Origin of the sequence: Ensifer sp. LC163, from assembly GCF_001695855.1 — a bacterium.
Lineage (GTDB): Bacteria > Pseudomonadota > Alphaproteobacteria > Rhizobiales > Rhizobiaceae > Ensifer.
The window spans coordinates 794,991-814,502 of the sequence record NZ_MBSS01000012.1 but is presented as its reverse complement, the minus strand read 5'-3'; the positions used below and the strand labels follow the sequence as shown (position 1 = coordinate 814,502).

Here is a 19,512-nt window from a genome sequence, read left to right as displayed (position 1 = left end):
GATGGCGACAACTAAAGATTGCGTATCTGGCTCTGACCACTGCCCCTGGGCGAAGCAGGCTGGATGAAAGCAGCGCCATCGCAACCGTTATCGCAAGGATGGTCATGATCTGCCCTGGGTCACGATGACGGGGATCAACAGGTCGCCCCAGTTGCCTTCGCCGCCGTGGTGGCGGGCCGAGCGTACGAGCTCGACCGATACGCCGGCATCGACCGCTTTCATGACGGCCTGGTTGAGGCGGTGCAGGTCGTTTGCGACCATGCGGATGGCAGCCTGCTGGTCCGGGGTCATGGCCGAAGACTGTTCCTCGGCCCGTTCCTTGACGCGTGTCTGAACTGTCATTGGAGTTCTCCTTGAGCTCAAAGGTTTCTGGTCGGTTGCCCGGGGAGCGTGGCGGGCAGGGATTGCCACGCTCCCCGATCCTTCATTCTGCGGCCGGGCGGAACTGGTCGTGCTCGGTCGATTCCTTCATGGCGGTCGTCGATGACTGGCCGCCGGTGATGGCCAGCGATACCGCATCGAAATAGCCGGTGCCGACTTCGCGCTGGTGCTTGGTTGCGGTGTAGCCGTTGACCTCGGCGGCGAACTCCGCCTCCTGCAGCTCCGAATAGGCCGCCATCTGCCGGGCCTTGTAGCCACGGGCGAGTTCGAACATGCCGAAGTTCAGCTGGTGGAAACCGGCAAGCGTGATGAACTGGAACTTGTAGCCCATCGCACCGAGTTCCCGCTGAAACTTGGCGATCGTCGCGTCGTCGAGGTTCTTTTTCCAGTTGAACGACGGCGAGCAGTTGTAGGCGAGCAGCTTGCCCGGATACGCCTTGTGCACACCTTCAGCGAACTTGCGGGCCTGCTCCAGGTCCGGCTTGGAGGTTTCGCACCAGATGAGATCGCAATGTGGTGCATAGGCAATGGCGCGTGCGATGCACGGCTCGATGCCGTTCTTCACCTGGTAGAAACCTTCGACCGTGCGTCCGGCGTCGTAATCGACGAAGGGACGATCGCGCTCGTCGATATCGGAGGTCAACAGCTTGGCGGCCTCCGCATCGGTGCGGGCGATAACGAGTGTCGGCGTGCCCATGACGTCGGCCGCAAGCCGCGCCGCGTTGAGATTGCGGATATGCGCTGCCGTCGGGATCAGAACCTTGCCGCCGAGATGGCCGCACTTCTTTTCGGACGCGAGCTGGTCCTCATAATGGACGCCTGCCGCACCGGCCTCGATGAAGGCCTTCATGATCTCGAAGGCGTTGAGCGGGCCGCCGAAACCGGCTTCGGCGTCGGCAACGATCGGTGCGAACCAGGTGTCGACCGAAAGCCCTTTGCCTTCCGAGGTCTCGATCTGGTCGGCGCGCTGCAGCGTGCGATTGATGCGCTTTGCCAGTTCCGGCGCGGCGTTCGCCGGATAGAGCGACTGGTCGGGATACATCGCGGACGCGGTGTTGGCGTCGGCGGCGACCTGCCAGCCGGAGAGATAGATCGCCTTCAGGCCGGCGCGAACCATCTGCATGGCCTGGTTGCCCGAGAGCGCGCCGAGCGCGTTGACGAAGTCCTCTTCGTGAATGAGCTTCCACAAGCGGTTGGCGCCCATTTCGGCCAGCGAGTAACGGATCTCGACCGAGCCACGCAGCCGCTTCACGGTCTCTGTGGTGTAGGGGCGTTCGATGCCATCAAAGCGGCCTTGTTGGGCACTTGGAACGAGCTTGTAAAAATCAGTCATTACTTCCTCCTGCTGGAACTCATCCGCCATTCGACTTTTTGTCGTATGGCTTTCTTCGTCTTGAGTTGATGTGACAGTTTTTACATTGCGCTGCGCAACAGAGCCACAAGAATTGAAGCTACGCGCCTTTCAAAAGGGTTATCTTGTCTTGCCTTTGACAGGCGCGCGCAGTAAATTTGTAAAATATGTAAATGCGCAATCGGCGCGAGACTTGTAAAGGTAGTGACAAATGGCTGAGAACAAGATCTTTGCCGGCCCGCGTGTGCGGCGGATCCGCAACGGGCTCTCGCTGACGCAGACGGCCATGGCGGATGCGCTTGGCATCTCGCCGTCCTACCTCAACCTGATCGAGCGCAATCAACGGCCATTGACTGTCCAGCTGCTCCTGAAGCTCGCATCGGTCTACAAGGTCGATCTGGAGGAGCTGCAGGGCGAGACGGGCGGTGGGCTGGCACAATTGCGCGAAGTCTTCGCCGATCCGCTGCTGGCGGCGGAGTTGCCGGGGGATCAGGAGTTGATCGAAGTTGCCGAAGCGGCACCGAACGCCGCCGGCGGTGTTGTCAAGCTTTACCGTGCCTATCGCGAGCAGGCGGCGCGGCTGAAGGACCTCGCCGATCTCCTGGCCGGACAGGGTCATATGGAGGCGTTGTCGGGAACGCGTCTGCCGATGGACGAGGTGCGCGAGACGCTGGAGGCGCGGCCCAATCATTTTGTCCGGATCGAGGAGGCCGCAGAGGCCTTTTATGACGCCCTTGCGCCCGGCGACGATCTGATCAGTGCGCTGAAGGTCTGGCTGAAGAAGGAGCACGGCCTGGTCGTGCGCAATCTGCCGGTGCACGCGATGCCCAATCTGCGCCGCCGGTTCGATCGCCATTCCATGCGGCTGTTTATCTCCGAGCGCCTGTCGCCCTATGACCAGCTGCGCGAGATTGCCATGGAGGCAGCCTCGATCGCCTGTCACGAGGCGATCGTCCAGGAGCTTGAGCCGCTGCGCTTCTCGACTGCCGAAGCGCGCCGCATCGGCCGCTTCGAACTCGCCCGCTATGCCGCCCACGCGCTGATGATGCCCTATGGGGCGTTCCATGCTGCTGCCCAGCGGGCGAAATACGATATCGACATCCTGCGGGCGCGCTTCCAGGTGTCGTTCGAGCAGGTCGCCAACCGACTGACCATGCTGCAGCGGCCCGGCGCGGCCGGCGTTCCGTTTTTCCTGATGGAGATCGACAATGCCGGGCACCGGCTCCGTCGTTCCGGCGCATCGGGCTTCCCACAGGCCAGGTTCGGCGGCGGCTGTCCGAAGCTCAATATCCATGCCGCTTTCTCCGTGCCGGGGCAGATCCTGGTGGATCGTGTGGAGACGACTGAAGGGTTGGCGTTCCTCACCGTGTCGCGCACGCTCGATGGTCCGCAGGCGGGCTTTGAAGAGCGGGTTCGCCGCACCGCCTTGCTGATCGGTTGCGAGGCTTCCTTTGCCGACGAGGTGGTCTATGGCGCGGTGCGTTCACCCGCGATCGCCATCGGGGCGGCCTGCCGTCTCTGCGAGCGGCAGGGCTGCCTTGCGCGCGCCGAGCCACCCGTCACACGCCCGCTTGGGCTCGACGAGATGGCGACGGGCCTCAGCGTTTTTGATTTTCAGTAGCTGATCGGATGCTCGCTCGGCAGCAGCGGCGCGTTGGCGGAGAAGCATTCCGCCGGCAGCCCGGTCGTATAGCCGCGGGTGATGTGCGCCTTGTCCGCATAGGCCTCGTCGCGCATCAGGATCGCGTGCAGTTCCGGCAGATTGTAGAACGGCACGCCGGGATAAAGATGGTGTTCGAGATGGTAGTTGATGTTGTGCGGAGCAAAGAACAGCTTTTCCCAGGTATGCGGATAGACCGTGCGTGAACTGGTCAGCTCGTCGCTATAGTCCATGCTGCCAAAATGCTCGGCCACGCTGCGCACATAAAGGAAGAGGCAGAAGAAGGTGAAGAACGGCACCAGCCAGTAGAGCGCGAATTCGCGCCAGATGCCGAGCAGGCTGATGATGGCGGCCGCAGCGACATAGAAGCCGAGGCGCAGCATCTTGTAGCTTCGCGTCGACCGGTCGTTCTTCGACATGCGCTTGGCCATGTGCACCATGTCGCGGATGGAGTTGACGGCGATGAGATAGCCGAGCAGCTGCATCACGCCGCGCGCCACCTTTTGAGGAAAGGTGAACTGTGTCATGCCGAGCTTGGCCGTCCAGTCCGGGTCGTCGTCCGTGTTGGCATGTTGATGGTGTGCCAGGTGGTTCTGCCGATAGCCGTCGACGGTCGCCAGCATCGGCCAGGCAAGCAACAGATCGCTCATCCAGTCGCTGAGCTTGCGGTTCTTGATGATGCGGTAGTGTGCCGCCTCGTGAACGAGGCAACCGAAGGCATGCATGCGTCCGGCAATCAGGATCACGGCCAGCAGGTAGATGACAACATTGCCGGTATACTCGCTAACGACGATGGCGGCGGCGATGGTCGCCCAGTCGACGGCTATTGCGCCGAGCGATTTCTGTGGCTCGAGTATCGAAAGCCGCTTCAGTTCCTTCGGATCGATCCTGCGGTTCCGTTCACTCATGACGCTGCCCAGACCCTGATGCACAACTTGAGGAAAAATCGCATGCCCGTTATGGTTAATCAATCGCAAACGGGGCGTGCGCGAGTTGGTTGTTGCCATCGTCAATATCAGCCCTGGCTCCGCCGATCGGCGCAGGTCGCGCTTCCTTCGTCATAAGTGCCCGATTTTCCTTGGCTTGCAAAAACAAGGGCGGCAAACATGTCCGCTTCCTTCCGGCACGAAAGCGCTTGAGGTTGTCGAGAAACATGCCTAACCTCGCCTCCGGAGCGATCCAGAATGGGCCTGGATCCGTGTCACGGGGCGGCCTTGTCCGGACCGATAATAACGAGGGAACTGTATGTCCAAATTCATCGTTACAACCATGACGACGATCATGCTGGCCGGCTCGACCATGCTCGCTTCGGCGCAGGAGCGGGTGGTCAACGTCTATAACTGGTCGGATTACATCGACAGCAGCATTCTGGAAGACTTTACCAAGGAAACCGGCATCAAGGTCGTCTACGACGTCTTCGATTCCAACGAGATCCTTGAAACCAAATTGCTCGCAGGCGGCTCGGGCTATGACGTCGTCGTCCCGACGGCGACCTTCCTGCAGCGCCAGATCGCGGCGGGCGTGTTCCAGAAGCTCGACAAGTCCAAGCTTCCGAACCTTGCCAACATGTGGGACGTGATCATGGAGCGTACGGCCAAGTACGATCCGGGCAACGAATACGCCGTCGACTATATGTGGGGCACCACCGGCATCGGCTACAACGTCGACAAGATGAAGGAAATTCTCGGCACCGACGAGAAGCCCAACTGGGATGTCATCTTCAAGCCGGAACTGGCCGCCAAGTTCAAGGATTGCGGCATCCATGTTCTCGATTCCCCGACGGATGTGATGCCGTCGGCGCTCGCTTATCTCGGTCTCAATCCGGATAGCCACGAAGCGGCGGACCTCGAAAAGGCGGCTGAACTGCTTGCCAGCGTTCGTCCCAATATCCGCAAGTTTCATTCGTCGGAATATATCAACGCGCTTGCCAACGGTGACATCTGCCTCGCAGTCGGCTTTTCCGGCGACGTCTTTCAGGCCCGCGACCGTGCGGCCGAAGCCAAGGCCGGCGTGACGGTCGATTATGCGATCCCCTCGCAGGGCGCGCAGATGTGGTTCGACATGCTCTCCATTCCGGCAGACGCTTCGCATGTCGCTGAAGCGCATGAGTTCCTCAACTATTTGATGAAGCCGGAGGTCGTCGCCAAGGCGTCGAATTATGTCTTCTACGCCAACGGCAACAAGGCCTCGCAGCAGTTCCTCGACAAGGCGGTTCTCGAAGACACCGCCATCTATCCCACTGATGATGTGATGCAGAAACTGTTCACTGTCACGCCGTTCGAGGCGAAGGAGCAGAGGGTGCTGACCCGGCTCTGGACAAAGGTCGTCACCGGCCAGTAAGACCGAAACGAATTGCCCGGACCTCAAAATCCGGGCAATTTTCTTAAAGGGGGCACCGCAGAAAACGAGAGTGCCCATCGGCTGTATCATTCGGGGATAGATGATGAAGTCACTCGGCAGTATCAGGCGCTCTTTCGCCCCCTGGGCGGATCCTGCGTCCAAGCCATTCATTTCCGTCAAGAACGTCACCAAGAAGTTCGGCGATTTCACCGCCGTCGATGACCTTTCGCTCAACATCTATACGCGCGAATTCTTTGCGCTCCTGGGGGCCTCGGGCTGCGGAAAGTCGACGCTCCTGCGCATGCTGGCCGGTTTCGAGCAGCCGACCTCGGGCGAAATCATCCTCGACGGCCAGAGCCTTGCCGGTATTCCGCCCTACCGGCGGCCCGTCAACATGATGTTCCAGTCCTATGCGCTGTTTCCGCATATGACCGTGGAGACCAATATCGCCTTCGGCTTGAAGCAGGACGGCATGCCGAAGGCCGACATCGCCGAGCGTGTCGGCCAGATGCTCAAGCTGGTGAAGCTCGAAAAGTTTGCCAAGCGCAAGCCGCACCAGCTTTCCGGTGGCCAGCGTCAGCGCGTCGCGCTGGCGCGCTCGCTCGCCAAGCGGCCGAAGGTGTTGCTGCTCGACGAGCCGCTCGGGGCGCTCGACAAGAAACTGCGCGAGGAAACCCAGTTCGAGCTGATGGACCTGCAGCAGGAGCTCGGCCTGACCTTCGTCGTGGTCACGCACGACCAGGAGGAGGCAATGACGATGGCCGATCGCATTGCGGTCATGAGCCACGGCAAGGTCGCGCAGGTGGCAACACCGGCCGAAATCTACGAGGCGCCGAACTCGCGTTTCGTCGCCGACTTCATCGGTGACGTGAATATCTTCGACGGAACCGTCGCTGCCGCCGAAAGCGGCTATCTCAGCATTGAAACCGGCAACGGCTTTCCCGTCCGCATGGCATCGCCGGAGAAGCTGGCCATCGGGGCCAAGGCTGCGGTCGCCATTCGCCCGGAAAAGATCCGTGTCAGCCGGCAGCCGCCGGCGCATGCGCCTGTCAATGCCGTCGAGGGTGAGATCTGGGACGTCGGCTATCTCGGCGACATGACCGTCTTTCACGTCAGGCTGAAAGATGGAAGGGTGGTCAAGGCGTCCTCGCTCAACGCAGTGCGCGCTGTCGAAGACCCCTTCGGTTACGACCAACAGGTCTGGATCTCGTTCGGCGAAGACGCCGGCGTCGTCTTGAAGGATTGAGGCCATGGAGAGAGTTGCATCAGCCCTCTTCAGCCGCCTGGTCATCATCATCCCCTATGCCTGGCTGCTGTTCTTCTTTCTCATTCCCTTCTTCATCGTCTTTCGCATTTCGTTGTCGCAGACTGCGGTGGCGATGCCGCCCTATAGGCCGGTCTTCGATCTCTTCGGCGGCCTTTCCGGCATCATGGAGAAGGCGCGGGAGTTCTCGCTCGACAACTATGTCTGGCTGACCGAGGACGTTCTCTATTTCAACGCCTATGTGTCGAGCGTCATCATTGCCGGCATTTCGACGATCCTGACGCTGATGATCGCCTACCCCATCGCCTACGGCATGGCGAAGGCGCCGAAATCGATCCGCCCGACGCTTCTGATGCTGGTGATCCTGCCGTTCTGGACCAGCTTCCTGATCCGCGTCTACGCGTGGATCGCTATCCTGAAGCCGGAGGGGCTGCTCAATCAGTTCCTGATGAGCATCAACGTCATCGACCAGCCGCTGATCATCCTCAACACCAATTGGGCGATCTATATCGGCATCGTCTATTCCTATCTGCCCTTCATGGTGTTGCCGATCTACTCGTCGCTCGAGAAGATGGATCACACCCTGACGGAGGCGGCGCTGGATCTCGGCTGCACGCCTTTCTCGGCCTTCTGGCGCGTCACCTTCCCGCTGTCGCTGGCCGGCGTCGTTGCCGGCTGCCTGCTTGTCTTCATTCCGGCGGTCGGCGAGTTCGTCATCCCGGATCTGCTCGGCGGATCGGAAACGCTGATGATCGGCAAGACGCTCTGGAACGAGTTCAACGCCAACCGCGATTGGCCGGTTTCCTCGGCGGTGGCAACGATCCTGCTCTTGATTCTGGTGATACCGATCGTGTTCTTCCAGAACGCGCAGGCCAAAGCCGACGGCGAGGGGAGGTAGGTCATGGGCAGTTGGTCACGCTTCAACATCGCCTCCATCGTGCTCGGCTTCGGCTTCCTCTACCTGCCGATCGTGCTGCTGGTGATCTTCTCGTTCAACGAATCGAAACTCGTCACCGTCTGGGCCGGGTTTTCGACCAAGTGGTACGCGCAACTCTGGCACAATCAGGCGCTTCTTGACGCGGCCTGGGTCACCATCCGCGTCGCGCTGCTCTCGGCCACCTGCGCGACGGTGCTCGGAACGCTCGCGGCTTTGGCGCTGGTGCGCTACACGCGCTTTCGCGGCCGCATGCTGTTTTCCGGCATGGTCTATGCGCCGCTCGTCATGCCCGAGGTGATCACCGGCCTGTCGCTGCTGCTGCTGTTCGTCGCCATCGGGCTCGATCGCGGTTTCTGGACGATCACCCTTGCGCACATCACCTTCACCATGTGCTTCGTTGCCGTCGTCGTGCAGTCACGGCTCCTAAGCTTCGACCAGTCGATCGAGGAGGCAGCGCTGGATCTAGGTGCGACCCCGGTCAGGACCTTCTTTGCGATCACCCTGCCGGTGATCGCGCCGGCCGTCTTTTCCGGTTGGGTACTGGCCTTCACGCTGTCGCTCGACGATCTCGTGATCTCGAGCTTCACCACGGGGCCCGGTGCCACCACGCTGCCGATGAAGATCTACAGCCAGGTTCGCCTGGGGGTGACGCCTGAAATCAACGCGATCTGCACGATCCTCATCGGTATTGTCGCGATCGGCGTCGTCGTCGCCTCGATCGTCACCAAGCAGCGTGAAGCACAACGCGAGAAGGACGAGCGCGCCGCTTTTGCGCAGTAGCGCTCAGGTCGGTTTTTGAAGAGGACGGCCGGCGTGCAAGCGCCGGCCGTTTTAGTTGGGCTCGCCGAGAACGGAAAGCGGCGAGATCACCGCATTCGGCCAGGAGCCGCCGACGAAGAACCGCAATCGCTGCGCTGCATTGCTCGCGTCGGTAAAGGTCCCGGCGAGGGCCAGGCTGCCGCTGCGATAGGGGACGACGCCGTTGATCGACAGGCTTCCCGTAGGCCCGGTAAAAGTTGCGCGGTTCAACCGGGCCGATCCGTCGCTGAAGCGCGCCTCGATGTCGGCCCGCTGGAAATCGAAGGTGCCGCTGCCGGCCTGCGACAACGAGAAGAACTCACCCTTGCGGACCAGGTCGGAGAAGGCGTTGGCGTCGAATTCGGATAGTTTTCCGTTGGCAAGCGACAATGTCAGGCGTCCGGATGCATCGGTTGCCTGCGGCGTCCAGAACGGATGGTCGATCGCGAGATCGAGATTGACGTTGCCGCGTCCCGTCGGCACCGGGCCGGTGAAGCCGAAGTCAGCGACGGCCGCCGCAAGATCCGCGTCCTTCAGAACCAGCTCCAGCTTGCCGCCGCGCGTCAAGCCGGCTTCCGACAGTACGAGGCGGCCGCTGAGCCTGCCGTTGGCATAGGTGCTGTCGCCGATATCGAGCGACGCACGCCCGTGATCGATCATGACGCCGGCCGCCACGTCGGTTAGCCGCAGCGGGCCGATCGCCGCTTCCTGCGTCGAAAGGCGCACGTCGACGCGCCATGTGCGGGCGAAAGCGTCCGTCATGTGCCTGGCAAGTTCTTCGGGATCGACAGGGAGCTGCGCGAAGAGCGGTTGCAGCCCGTTGAGATCGATCCGGTCGAAGGCGAGCGTGCCCTCCACGCGTGGCGTGTCGTCGGCAGGAACGGCAACGTCAAGCACACCGGTTGCGTTCGCGCCGCCGAGCGCCAGGCGCAGGTCGTCCAGCTTCAGCGTCGCGTCCCCGGTCGTGACATTGGCATTGAGATTGAAGCTGCTCTCGGGCAGCCCTTCGTGCGCCTTGCCCTCGAACCAGGCGGCAAGCGCCGGCAATGATGCGGTGGAAACCTGAAGACGGCCGGAGGCGAAGGGTTTCATCGACAGATTGCCGACGCCTTCGAAGGAGAAATTGAGGGGGGCGGAAGTCAGCGACGTCTTCAGCGTCGTGTTGCGGCCGGCCAAAAGCGTCAGCGGTTCGTCGCAGGCAAGCGACCAGGTCACGGCCTGCCCGCCGATCATGGTCGACAGTTGCGCATTCAGCCGTCCGGCGAAGGAGGGCCACTTCACGGTGCCGGATATGCCGGGAAATTCACGCGCATAGTTGGTCGCCCGGTCGAAGACCTGCAGACGGCCATTCTCGATGGTGATGTCGCCGAAGGGCGTGTCGTCGCTGTCGGCGGTGGGCTCGCGCGGTGCAAGCCAGCGCGGTCGCTCCCAATTCAGCGTGCCGTCGATGCCGCGCTCCAGCGTCACCACCGGCTCGATCAGGCGGATGTCTTCCAGCGCCGGCTCGCCGCGAAGCGCGGAAAGCAGGCTGAAGGCCGCGGTGATGCTGCCGATCCGAGCGAGGGTGCGGGGATTGCCATCGGTCGTCTCGATCGTGGCTCCGTACAATGTCAGCGTCGGGTTCGGCCAGAAGCGGATGTCCGGCTCGCCGGTTATCCTGCTTTTTCCGCCCGACCAGGCGTCGAGCATGCGCTCCATCGTCGGCCGCACGTCCGTCGTCGAGATGACGAGCGGCAGGGCCGCGTTGTATCCGACGGCCAGGACGATGCCGATCGCCGCCGGCCAGAGGAAATGGCGACGGCGAAGCCGCGACCACGGGCGTGAATCACCCATCATATGCAGGATTTTTCTTGTCATTTCCGCCGGTTTGCCCATCGCTTGGGATCACGCAGCTTGGATAGGCTTTCGGCCCGCATAAATCAAATGCGGTCGACACGGAAATGTCGCCAATGCGACGCCGGAGCAGGTACTCCTGCTGTTTATTTTGCGTTGCAGCATGGTATAGAGAGCGTGGAGTAGGAGTGGAGGAAAGCATGCAGTCTGAGCAACCTTTGTGGGTTCCCGGTCCAGAGATCCGCGAGCACAGCCCGATGGCGCAGTTCATCGCCTGGTGCGGCGAACGCTTCAGCACGAACTTTGCCGATTACGACGCGTTTCACGCGTGGTCCGTTGCTGAGCGCGGCGATTTCTGGACGGCGGTCTGGGAGCATTGCGAAGTCATCGGCGATCGCGGCGCGACGGCTCTGGTCAATGGCGATCGCATGCTCGACGCCCGGTTCTTCCCCGAGGCGGCGCTGAATTTTGCCGAGAACCTGCTGCGGCGGGCCGGCAGCGACGATGCGCTCGTTTTCCGCGGCGAGGACAAGGTCAGCTACCGGCTTTCCTGGGACGATCTGCGCGCACTGGTCTCGCGGCTGCAGCAGGCGCTGAAGGCGCGCGGCATCGGCAAGGGCGACCGTGTCGCCGCCATGATGCCCAACATGCCCGAAACGATCGCGCTCATGCTGGCCACGGCCTCGATCGGTGCGATCTGGTCGTCCTGTTCTCCCGATTTCGGCGAGCAGGGCGTTCTTGACCGCTTCGGTCAGATCGCCCCGAAACTGTTCGTCGCCTGCGATGGCTATTGGTACAACGGCAAACGCCAGGACGTCGACGCCAAGGTTCGGGCGGTCTCGGCAGTTCTGGGCGTGCCGACGCTCATCGTTCCCTATGCGGGCGAAGCGAGGGTGCTGGCGGCATCGATCGCCGAAGGCGTGACGCTCGACGATTTCACCGCTCCGTTTGCAGCCAAGGCGCTCACCTTCGAGCGCTTGCCGTTCAGCCATCCGCTCTATGTGCTGTTCTCCTCGGGCACCACGGGTGTTCCGAAGTGCATCGTTCATTCGGCCGGCGGCACGCTGCTGCAGCACTTGAAGGAGCATCGCTTCCACTGCGGGCTGGGCGACGGCGAGAAGCTCTTCTATTTCACCACCTGCGGCTGGATGATGTGGAACTGGCTCGCTTCCGGTCTGGCCGTCGGCGCGACGCTTTGCCTGTTTGATGGCTCGCCGTTCTATCCGGACGGCAACGTCCTCTTCGATTATGCGGCGGAAGAAACCTTTGCCGTCTTCGGCACATCGGCAAAATACATCGACGCGGTCCGCAAGGGCGGTTTTGAGCCGGCAAAGACCCACGACCTTTCAAGCCTGCGCCTGCTGACCTCGACCGGCTCGCCGCTATCGCCCGAAGGCTTCTCCTTCGTCTATGAGGGCATCAAGTCGGACGTCCAGCTTGCCTCGATTTCCGGCGGCACCGACATCGTCTCGTGCTTCGTGCTCGGCAATCCGCTGAAGCCGGTCTGGCGCGGCGAGATCCAGGGCCCGGGCCTCGGACTGGCGATCGACGTCTGGGACGACGAGGGCCGCTCCGTGCGCGGCGAAAAGGGCGAACTGGTCTGCACCAAGGCGTTCCCGTCGATGCCGGTGATGTTCTGGAACGATCCCGAAGGCGTCAAATACCGCGCCGCCTATTTCGAACGTTTCGACAATGTCTGGTGCCACGGCGATTTCGCCGAATGGACGTCGCATGGCGGCATCGTCATCCATGGCCGCTCGGATGCGACGCTCAATCCAGGCGGCGTGCGCATCGGCACGGCAGAGATCTATAACCAGGTCGAACAGATGGAAGAGGTCGCCGAAGCACTCTGCATCGGACAGGATTGGGAGGACGACGTGCGCGTCGTGCTGTTCGTGCGCATGGCATCCGGCGTCTCGCTCGATGAGCCGTTGGAGAAGGCGATCAGGAACCGCATCCGCACCGGCGCATCGCCGCGCCACGTGCCGGCGAAGATCATCGCGGTCGCGGATATTCCGCGCACGAAATCCGGCAAGATCGTCGAACTGGCGGTGCGCGACGTCGTGCATGGACGCCCGGTCAAGAACAAGGAGGCCCTCGCCAACCCGGAAGCGCTCGATCTTTTTGCCGGGCTCGATGCCCTCAAAAATTGAGGGGCGTTAACTTGTTCGCGCTTTTGGAATTAACCAAGGCTTCAGACTTGCTGATAAATCCCTAAAATTGTCGGATCGGCTGGTAAGGTCTTGTTTACGATTGCGGGCGCATGGTCATGCCAACTTGAGGCCGGCCGATGAGTGGTCGGCGCCTGGCAGCGATGCCGCCGCAGACATGATGTCATTACTTCTCGAGCATTTGTTGGTTTAGCATTCAATTATCGAGGTGGCCTCCCAGCCACCTCTTTTTTTGCCTTGAGGGTGGCAGCGTTAAAGCGTTTCGGGCGCCGTTGCGGAGACGCGCTATCCTATATTTTTTAAGCATTTACTTTCGGAAAACCGCTGCGCACTTTTGCGCGACATGCTCTAGGGGCGGCGTTCCATCGATCTCGAAACCAGGATCACGGGGATCATGCCGGCAACGACGATGATCATCGCGGCCACCGATGCATCCTCGACCTTGGCACGCGATGCGTCCTCATAGACGAGCGTTGCCAGGGTGTTGAAGTTGAACGGGCGCAGCATGATCGTCGCCGACAGTTCCTTCATGGTCTCGATGAAGACGAGAAGTGCTGCGGTCAAGACGGCTGGGCGCATCATCGGCAGAAGCACGGTGCGCAGCGTCTGCCCGCCGGTGCGGCCGAGCGCGCGTGCGGCCATGTCGAGGTGCGGCGACAGTTTCTGGAAGCCGGCCTCCAGCGTGCCTTCGGCCATGGTGAGGAAGCGCACGGTGCAGGCATAGATGATGGCAAAGCCCGTTCCCGTCATCAGGAGACCCGTGGATATGCCGAGGATGCTGCGAAAGCCGGCGTCGACCATATTGTCGAGCGCGGCCAGCGGGAAGAGCACGCCGATCGCCAGAACCGTGCCGGGCACGCCGTAGCCGAAAGAGGCGAGGCGGCCGGCCGTGTCGGTAAAGCGCGAACGTCCGGTGCGGGCGGCATAGGCAAGCACGAAGCCGAGCAGCACCGTAACCAGCGCCGTGGCACCGGAAACCAGGATGCTATGGAAGAGTGCGTTCAGCAGCCGTGGCTCGATGAATTGATCGAGCCGCTTCAGCGCGTAATTGCCGAGGATCAGGAACGGCACAGCAAAGCCGGAGAGAACCGGAAGCAGGCAGGCGATCGTCGCGGCCCACTTCTTCCAACCGGAGAGCGACAGCCTGGTGGCATCGTGCACTGCCGATGTCGTCTTCTGGCTGGAGAAGCGCTGCCTGCGCCGCGCCGCGCGCTCGATCATCATCAATCCGATGACGAAGACGAGCATGATGCAGGCGATCTGCGCGGCGCCGGCAAGGCTGCCGCGGTTGAGCCAGGTGTCGAAGATCGAGAAGGTCAGCGTTTGCACGCCGAGGAATTCGACTGCGCCGATGTCGTTCAGCGTCTCCATCGCCACCAGCGTCAGGCCGATCATGATCGCCGGTCGTGCCATCGGGATCTGGATGCGGAAGAACACCTTGAGTGGCCCGGCGCCGAGCGTGCGGGCAACGTCGGCCGCTGCGCGCCCCTGCATCAGGAACATCGAGCGGCAGGCGAGATAGATATAGGGATAGAGCACGGAACTCAGCACCAGGACCGCGCCGCCGAGCGAGCGGATGTCGGGGAACCAGTAGTCGCGGCTGGTCTTGAAACCGAAGATGGCGCGGATCAGCCCCTGCAGCGGCCCGGTGAAGGTGAACAGTTCGCCGAACGCATAGGCCGCGAGGTAAGCGGGAATGGCAAGCGGCAGCACCAAGGCCGCAGACAGCAGTCGGCGCAGCGGAAACTCACAGCTCGCCACCAGCCATGCCGTCAGGATGCCGACGACGGCGGTGACCGCACCGGTCAACCCGATCAGCAGCAACGTGCGGATCGTGGCGCGCGGGATGACGTTTTGCATGAGATGCGGCCAGTCTGAGCCACCCCCCGAAATCGCAAGCCATGTGATGGCGAGGATCGGCATCAGCACGATCAACGAAGCGCCTCCGGCCCACAAGGCGAGCAACGGATGGGAAAGACCGGTTCTCGCGCCGTTGCGGCGCCGCTTGAGACTTTGTGACGTGGACTGCAATCGATCGAATCCGGAGCGAAACGGCAAGGAAAGCTGTGAGGATGCCAACAAACTGGCTTCCTCAAGTCAACATTTCCTTACAGCATCTGTCGTCAGTTCGCCAAGACGCGTTGTGACGGGAAGGAGATTTCCACCAGCGTGCCCTCGTTCGGTGCGGAGGTGATGGCAAACTGGGCGCGGTTGGCCTCGGCCATGGCCTTGGTCAGCGGAAGACCGAGCCCGGTACCGTCGCCACGCTTGCGGCCTCCGGTGGTCACCTGCCGGAAGGGCTTCATCGCCTGGTCCAGTTCTCCGCGCGTCATGCCCACGCCGGTATCACGGATGCGCAGGATCACGCTGCCGTTCGCCTCATAGGAGGTCGACACCACGATCTGGCCGCCGGATGGTGTGAAGCGGATGGCATTTGCCAGGATATTGAGCGCGATCTGCTTGATCGAGCGGCTGTCGGCAACCACGCTCGGCACCGCTGCCGAAAACGACGTGCGGATGATGACGCGCTGGCTGTTTGCCTGCGGCTGCACCAGCGACACCGCTTCGGAAACCGCGTCGTTGATTTCGACGGAGCCGAAGTCGAGATCCATCTCGCCCGCCTCGATCTTCGAGATATCGAGCAGGTCGTTGACGATGTCGAGCACATGGCGGCCGGAGCGGCCGATGTCGCCGGCATATTCGATATAGCGCGGATGGCCGACAGGGCCGAAATGCTCGCTCGCCATCATGTCGGAAAAGCCGATGATCGCATTGAGAGGCGTGCGGATCTCGTGGCTGACGCGCGCCAGGAACTCGGTCTTGTGGGCGTTTGCCGTCTCCGCCGCGCGCTTGGCGCTGCGCAACTCTTCCTCGGTCCGCTTCCACTGGGTGATGTCGCGGATGACGGCGCAATAGCCGTTGGAGGCGGAAAGGCGGCCGATGGTCATGAACAGCGGCAGGAAACCGCCTGCCGCCTCGCGGCCGATTACCTCGCGGCCGTCGTTGAGCACGCTGGCAACACCGTGGCCGGACAGGCCCTGCAGGTAGTCGATGACGGCCTTCTGGCTCTCATGGGCAAAGAGCGCCGCAAACGGTTTGCCGCGGATTTCGCTCTCATCGTAGTTGAAGAGGGCGCTCGCCGAGCGGTTGATCGAGCGGATATCGCCGTCATGTCCGAGAATGACGACACCGTCGGTCGCCGTTTCGAGGATCGAGCGCAACTCGTCGATTTCGGTCTTGAGCTTGCCGACCTGTTCATCGGCGACGGGCGTCTGGCTAACTTCAGCCTGGCCGGCTTCGCTGTCATGGGGTTGCGAGACTTCGGTCGATGCCAGCGCCAGCATCAGCGCGCTCTTGCCGTCCCAGCGGATCGAATGCAGGTGCGCCGTCACCGCAACGAGCTGACCGGTCTTGCGGATCAGCGTCATCGTGCCGTCGGGCTCAGTGTCGCCGATCTCTTCGTCATTGGCAAAGAGCGCGTCAATGCCGCCTTCCTGCTTGAAATCATCGAGAGTGTCGTAGCCCGTCAGTCGCAGGAATTCCGGATTGGCGTGCAGCAAGTCGTCGCCGAGATGCACGAGCAGGCCGACAGGCAGGCTATCAAGGATCTCACCGCTGAAGCCAACGGTCGCGATCGCAGCCGGATCCATGCCCGCCTCGGCCAGGTCGTCGGACCGAGGTTCGGCTGCGGCCACCTCGATCGAAGCCTCTGGCGTCACAAGCTCGGGCTCGTTGGTCGCGATTGGCGCGGCCTCAGGAGCTGCTTCGTCGACGGGTTCGGATACCTGCTGTTCCGTTTCGCCTTGGATGGCGTCGTTGGAAGCCTCGTCAGATTGGGGAGCTTGCGCGTCTGCGCGCGCCACAAAATTCTCGCCGAGCTGTCGCGCGATTTCGCGAAACGCCGCCTGTTCGCCGCGGGTGAGCGCGCTCGAGCCGGCCGGGCGGTGTTGCTCGAGTTGGATGATCTTGTCGGAAGCCCGCCGTCCAGGCGTCTCGACGATGCGAAGCGCCGGGCGTTCGCCGAGGAATGGATCGGCCGGCACCGCAGGCTGGTCGGCCGTTACTGCCTCGGTCGACTGCGGCTCGTCAGAAAAAAGCAAGGGCTCCTCGGTCTCACGCTCGCCGTCGGCGCGGATCTCGTTAGCCGCTGGCAGGTCGTCAGCCGAAGCCGGGACGACCACATCCTCTATCGCACCCCCGTCACGATCGAGTGAAAGGCCGCTGGCGTTTTCGTCTTCGACGGCGTCCGCAACGCGCACGATGCCGAAACCGCGGAAGCCATCGAATTCCCGCGAGCGCGAGTAGGTAGGCAAGGCGGCAAGGTCGACCGGGACCTTGAGGCTCGTGCCTTCCACCGGCCAGAAGATCGTCTTGCCGGACCAGGTGTCGCGGCGGTGCAAGAGCGCGTTGATCTTGTTGTCGGGGTCGAGGCCGTAGCGCGCGGCGAGGGAGGCGAAGCTGACGCCGATCACGTCGGCGGCCTTCGGCCCGACGGCCGAGGCAAATTCCTCCGAGATTTCGCTGAACTGGCCTTCCGCGTCGATCTTCCAGACGAACCGCACCGCCCGCCCGCCGGTGGCAAAGGCGAAGTCGGATTGAGCGTCAGTGGCCGCGTCGCCGTGCTCGGACGTTTCCGCCGGCACCAGGTCGGCGACGGGGGCTGGCTCGGCGGTCGGCAATTGCTCCGCGTCGCCGTCGGTGGCGTCTGTCTGCCCTGGGGCCTCATCCGCTGTTTCGGCCGTCGTCATTTCCAACGGCGTCTCGACATCGGCGTCGATGGTGAGGTCGCGCGAAGCTTCCTCGATCTCGGTCGATGAGACGATATCGTCCGCCTCTGCAAGCGGCTGCTCGATTTCGTCTTCGGTGACGATCTGCCCATCCGTTGATCCCAGGTCACCGGGAACCGATTGCTCGTAGACTGTTTCCATGGCGTCGGCAGCCATGGCGGCGTCCGGTTCGACGGCAGCCGGCCCGACCTCGGTAGCAACATCGGTTTCGGTGATATCCTGAACCGGTGCCGCCGGCTGCAAAGGCTCGGCCGGTGCTTCATCCGGGTCGAGGTTTCCAAGGATGGTTTCCACCGCAAAAAGAAGATGAAGCGCCGGTGCGTCGGCAATCTTGCCGATGGCGGCGGGCAGGTGTCCCTTTGCCGTGGCGACCGGCCGCTTGATCAGCCAGTCGTGGTCGCGGGCAACGGCCAAGACGAGCTGGCGCCGCGTCTCGTCGGACATGCCGAGATTGGCAAAACCCGGTGACTGTGCGACGATCGCGCCGTCGGCGTCGAGCACGGCCATGTGCGTGTCCGGGCCGTCGAGCCCGGCGATCATGCGCGCAGCCCGATCTTCCGTCGAAAGCGGTTTTCCGGAATGGGGCGCGGTGAAGAGGACGCCGAGTTCGTCTGGCCGAACACGGATCAGTTCCACCGCCGTGTTCAGCGGCACGCTTCGAAAGCCTGAGGCAATGCGCATCAAAAGCTGACGACGGTCGCCGACCGAAACGAGCTGCGTCGCAGCCGCCTTCAACTGGCGCGCCGACAAGTCGTTCGGATTGGGGCCTGTGTCGATGAAGTCGTAGATGGAACCGACGCCGAAGAACGCGGCACCCTGATCGTTGGCCCAGAGAACGCGGCTGAGATCCCTCGAAAACAGGATCGCCGCATCACCGCGCGCAAAATGTTCGCGCACCCGCTCATGCACGGCAATGTCGATGAAGGGGTACTGTCTTGCGGGCATGGACGGGCCTATTGACGGATCGCTGGTACGTTAACACTCTATTAATACCCGCCGAGAGGCTGAGGGTCCAGCAATCGGCGGCCCTCGCTCACCCCTTTCAGTGCGAAGGGTTAACGCAGGTAGTTTTGTGCACTGCACAATTTTATTGCAATGCACAAGCGGATCGATTATATAGCGTGCATCAATCAACGGCGCCTCAAAAGAGGGCCCTGACACCAAGGAGCGCTTTCATGGCTACCAAGAAGACCGACGACGCATTTTCCTTCTCCTCTTTCGATCCGGCAAAGGTTGCCGACAGCTTCCGCGACTTCGCGGAAAAGGGCGCCGCCCAGTCGAAGGACGCCTATTCCAAGATGAAGACCGCTGCCGAGGAAGCCAGCAAGACCGTCGAAGCGACGCTTGAAAGCGCCCAGACCGGTAGCGTTGAGCTCGGCCTCAAGGCCATCGACGCCCTGCGCACCAATGCCGAAAACTCGCTTTCGCACATGGAAGCGCTGCTCGGCGTGAAGTCGCTGTCCGAATTCGTCGAACTGCAGACCTCGTTCTTCCGCAAGCAGGCTGAGCTTGCCGTCGAACAGACCAAGTCGATGCAGGAAGCAACCAAGAAGGTTGCCGAGAATGTCGCAAAGCCCGGCAAGGAAGCCGCTGAAAAGGCGATGTCTTCCTTCAAGAAGGTCTGATCCGCGCCGGCCCCTGGCCGCGCTGGACTTGAATGGGACCGGGTGGCTTGCCATCCGGTCTTTTTGCAGGATAATCTCAAATTTAGGCTTGCAAAGCGACGGAAGTCTCCGTATGTGAGCCGCCAAGCGACTGATGTCGCTTGTATGTGCGGTTGTAGCTCAGTTGGTTAGAGCGCAGGTTTGTGGCACCTGAGGTCGGAGGTTCGAGACCCCCCAACCGTACCATTCTCTTTATATCTGTCTGATATTAAACGCTGTTCGCGCACCCGCTTCCGTCTCTATCGACGTTCTCCGGATATTTGCACGACAAATGCACCACAATCGGCGGTGCGGGTTGGTCGTGCCAACGCTAAAATCCGCTTTGA

The 19,512-nt window shown here is 62.0% G+C and carries 13 protein-coding genes, 1 tRNA gene and 1 pseudogene; 8 read left to right on the top strand and 7 right to left on the bottom strand.

The genetic code is table 11. The features are described from left to right. Positions 1–102: 102 nt before the first annotated feature. On the bottom strand, positions 103–342 hold the full coding sequence (locus BC360_RS13710) for a hypothetical protein (RefSeq protein ID WP_053250421.1): 240 nt from the start codon (positions 340–342) through the stop codon (positions 103–105). 82 nt (positions 343–424) lie between these two features. Beyond that, entirely contained in the window at positions 425–1,714 is a 1,290-nt protein-coding gene (gene aceA, locus BC360_RS13705; RefSeq protein WP_065782973.1) for an isocitrate lyase, read from the bottom strand. A 229-nt stretch (positions 1,715–1,943) separates the two neighbouring features. Between aceA and BC360_RS13700 the strand changes: the two genes are divergently transcribed. Beyond that, the gene (locus BC360_RS13700; protein WP_065795525.1) at positions 1,944–3,353 is read left to right on the top strand and encodes a helix-turn-helix domain-containing protein; all 1,410 of its coding nucleotides are present in this window, start codon (positions 1,944–1,946) and stop codon (positions 3,351–3,353) included. Here BC360_RS13700 and BC360_RS13695 read toward each other — a convergent pair. After that, entirely contained in the window at positions 3,347–4,300 is a 954-nt protein-coding gene (locus BC360_RS13695; RefSeq protein ID WP_065782969.1) for a fatty acid desaturase family protein, read from the bottom strand. The genes BC360_RS13700 and BC360_RS13695 overlap by 7 nt on opposite strands. Positions 4,301–4,355: 55 nt before the next feature. Beyond that, positions 4,356–4,547, bottom strand: coding sequence for a hypothetical protein (locus BC360_RS31540; protein ID WP_065782967.1), 192 nt, complete (start codon positions 4,545–4,547; stop codon positions 4,356–4,358). A 156-nt stretch (positions 4,548–4,703) separates the two neighbouring features. Here BC360_RS31540 and BC360_RS13685 point away from each other — a divergent pair. The 4 genes and pseudogenes from BC360_RS13685 to BC360_RS13670 all read left to right on the top strand — a co-directional run. After that, positions 4,704–5,732, top strand: a pseudogene (locus BC360_RS13685) (polyamine ABC transporter substrate-binding protein); the annotation flags it as partial. Positions 5,733–5,835: 103 nt separating this feature from the next. After that, positions 5,836–6,978, top strand: coding sequence for an ABC transporter ATP-binding protein (locus tag BC360_RS13680; protein ID WP_065782963.1), 1,143 nt, complete (start codon positions 5,836–5,838; stop codon positions 6,976–6,978). Positions 6,979–6,982: 4 nt separating this feature from the next. Then, entirely contained in the window at positions 6,983–7,894 is a 912-nt protein-coding gene (locus BC360_RS13675) for an ABC transporter permease subunit (RefSeq protein ID WP_065795524.1), read from the top strand. 3 nt (positions 7,895–7,897) lie between these two features. Next, complete coding sequence (locus BC360_RS13670) at positions 7,898–8,713, top strand: ABC transporter permease (RefSeq protein WP_065782959.1); 816 nt, start codon at positions 7,898–7,900, stop codon at positions 8,711–8,713. Positions 8,714–8,764: 51 nt separating this feature from the next. Here BC360_RS13670 and BC360_RS13665 read toward each other — a convergent pair whose 3' ends face one another. Further along, complete coding sequence (locus BC360_RS13665) at positions 8,765–10,588, bottom strand: AsmA-like C-terminal region-containing protein (RefSeq protein WP_065795606.1); 1,824 nt, start codon at positions 10,586–10,588, stop codon at positions 8,765–8,767. A gap of 176 nt (positions 10,589–10,764) precedes the next feature. Between BC360_RS13665 and BC360_RS13660 the strand changes: the two genes are divergently transcribed. Next, entirely contained in the window at positions 10,765–12,717 is a 1,953-nt protein-coding gene (locus tag BC360_RS13660; RefSeq protein ID WP_065795523.1) for an acetoacetate--CoA ligase, read from the top strand. Between the two features lie 366 nt (positions 12,718–13,083). Here the strand turns inward: BC360_RS13660 and BC360_RS13655 are convergent, their stop codons facing one another. Next, positions 13,084–14,766, bottom strand: coding sequence for an ABC transporter permease (locus tag BC360_RS13655; RefSeq protein ID WP_065783048.1), 1,683 nt, complete (start codon positions 14,764–14,766; stop codon positions 13,084–13,086). A 92-nt stretch (positions 14,767–14,858) separates the two neighbouring features. Next, positions 14,859–18,467 (bottom strand): ATP-binding protein, encoded by a 3,609-nt coding sequence (locus BC360_RS13650; protein WP_065795522.1) that lies wholly within the window; start codon positions 18,465–18,467, stop codon positions 14,859–14,861. Positions 18,468–18,697: 230 nt separating this feature from the next. On the opposite strand from BC360_RS13650, the gene BC360_RS13645 reads away from it, so the two are divergent. Both BC360_RS13645 and BC360_RS13640 read left to right on the top strand, forming a co-directional pair. Continuing rightward, positions 18,698–19,147, top strand: coding sequence for a phasin (locus BC360_RS13645; protein ID WP_065782950.1), 450 nt, complete (start codon positions 18,698–18,700; stop codon positions 19,145–19,147). 148 nt (positions 19,148–19,295) lie between these two features. Continuing rightward, positions 19,296–19,372, top strand: a tRNA-His gene (locus BC360_RS13640). Positions 19,373–19,512: the final 140 nt, after the last annotated feature.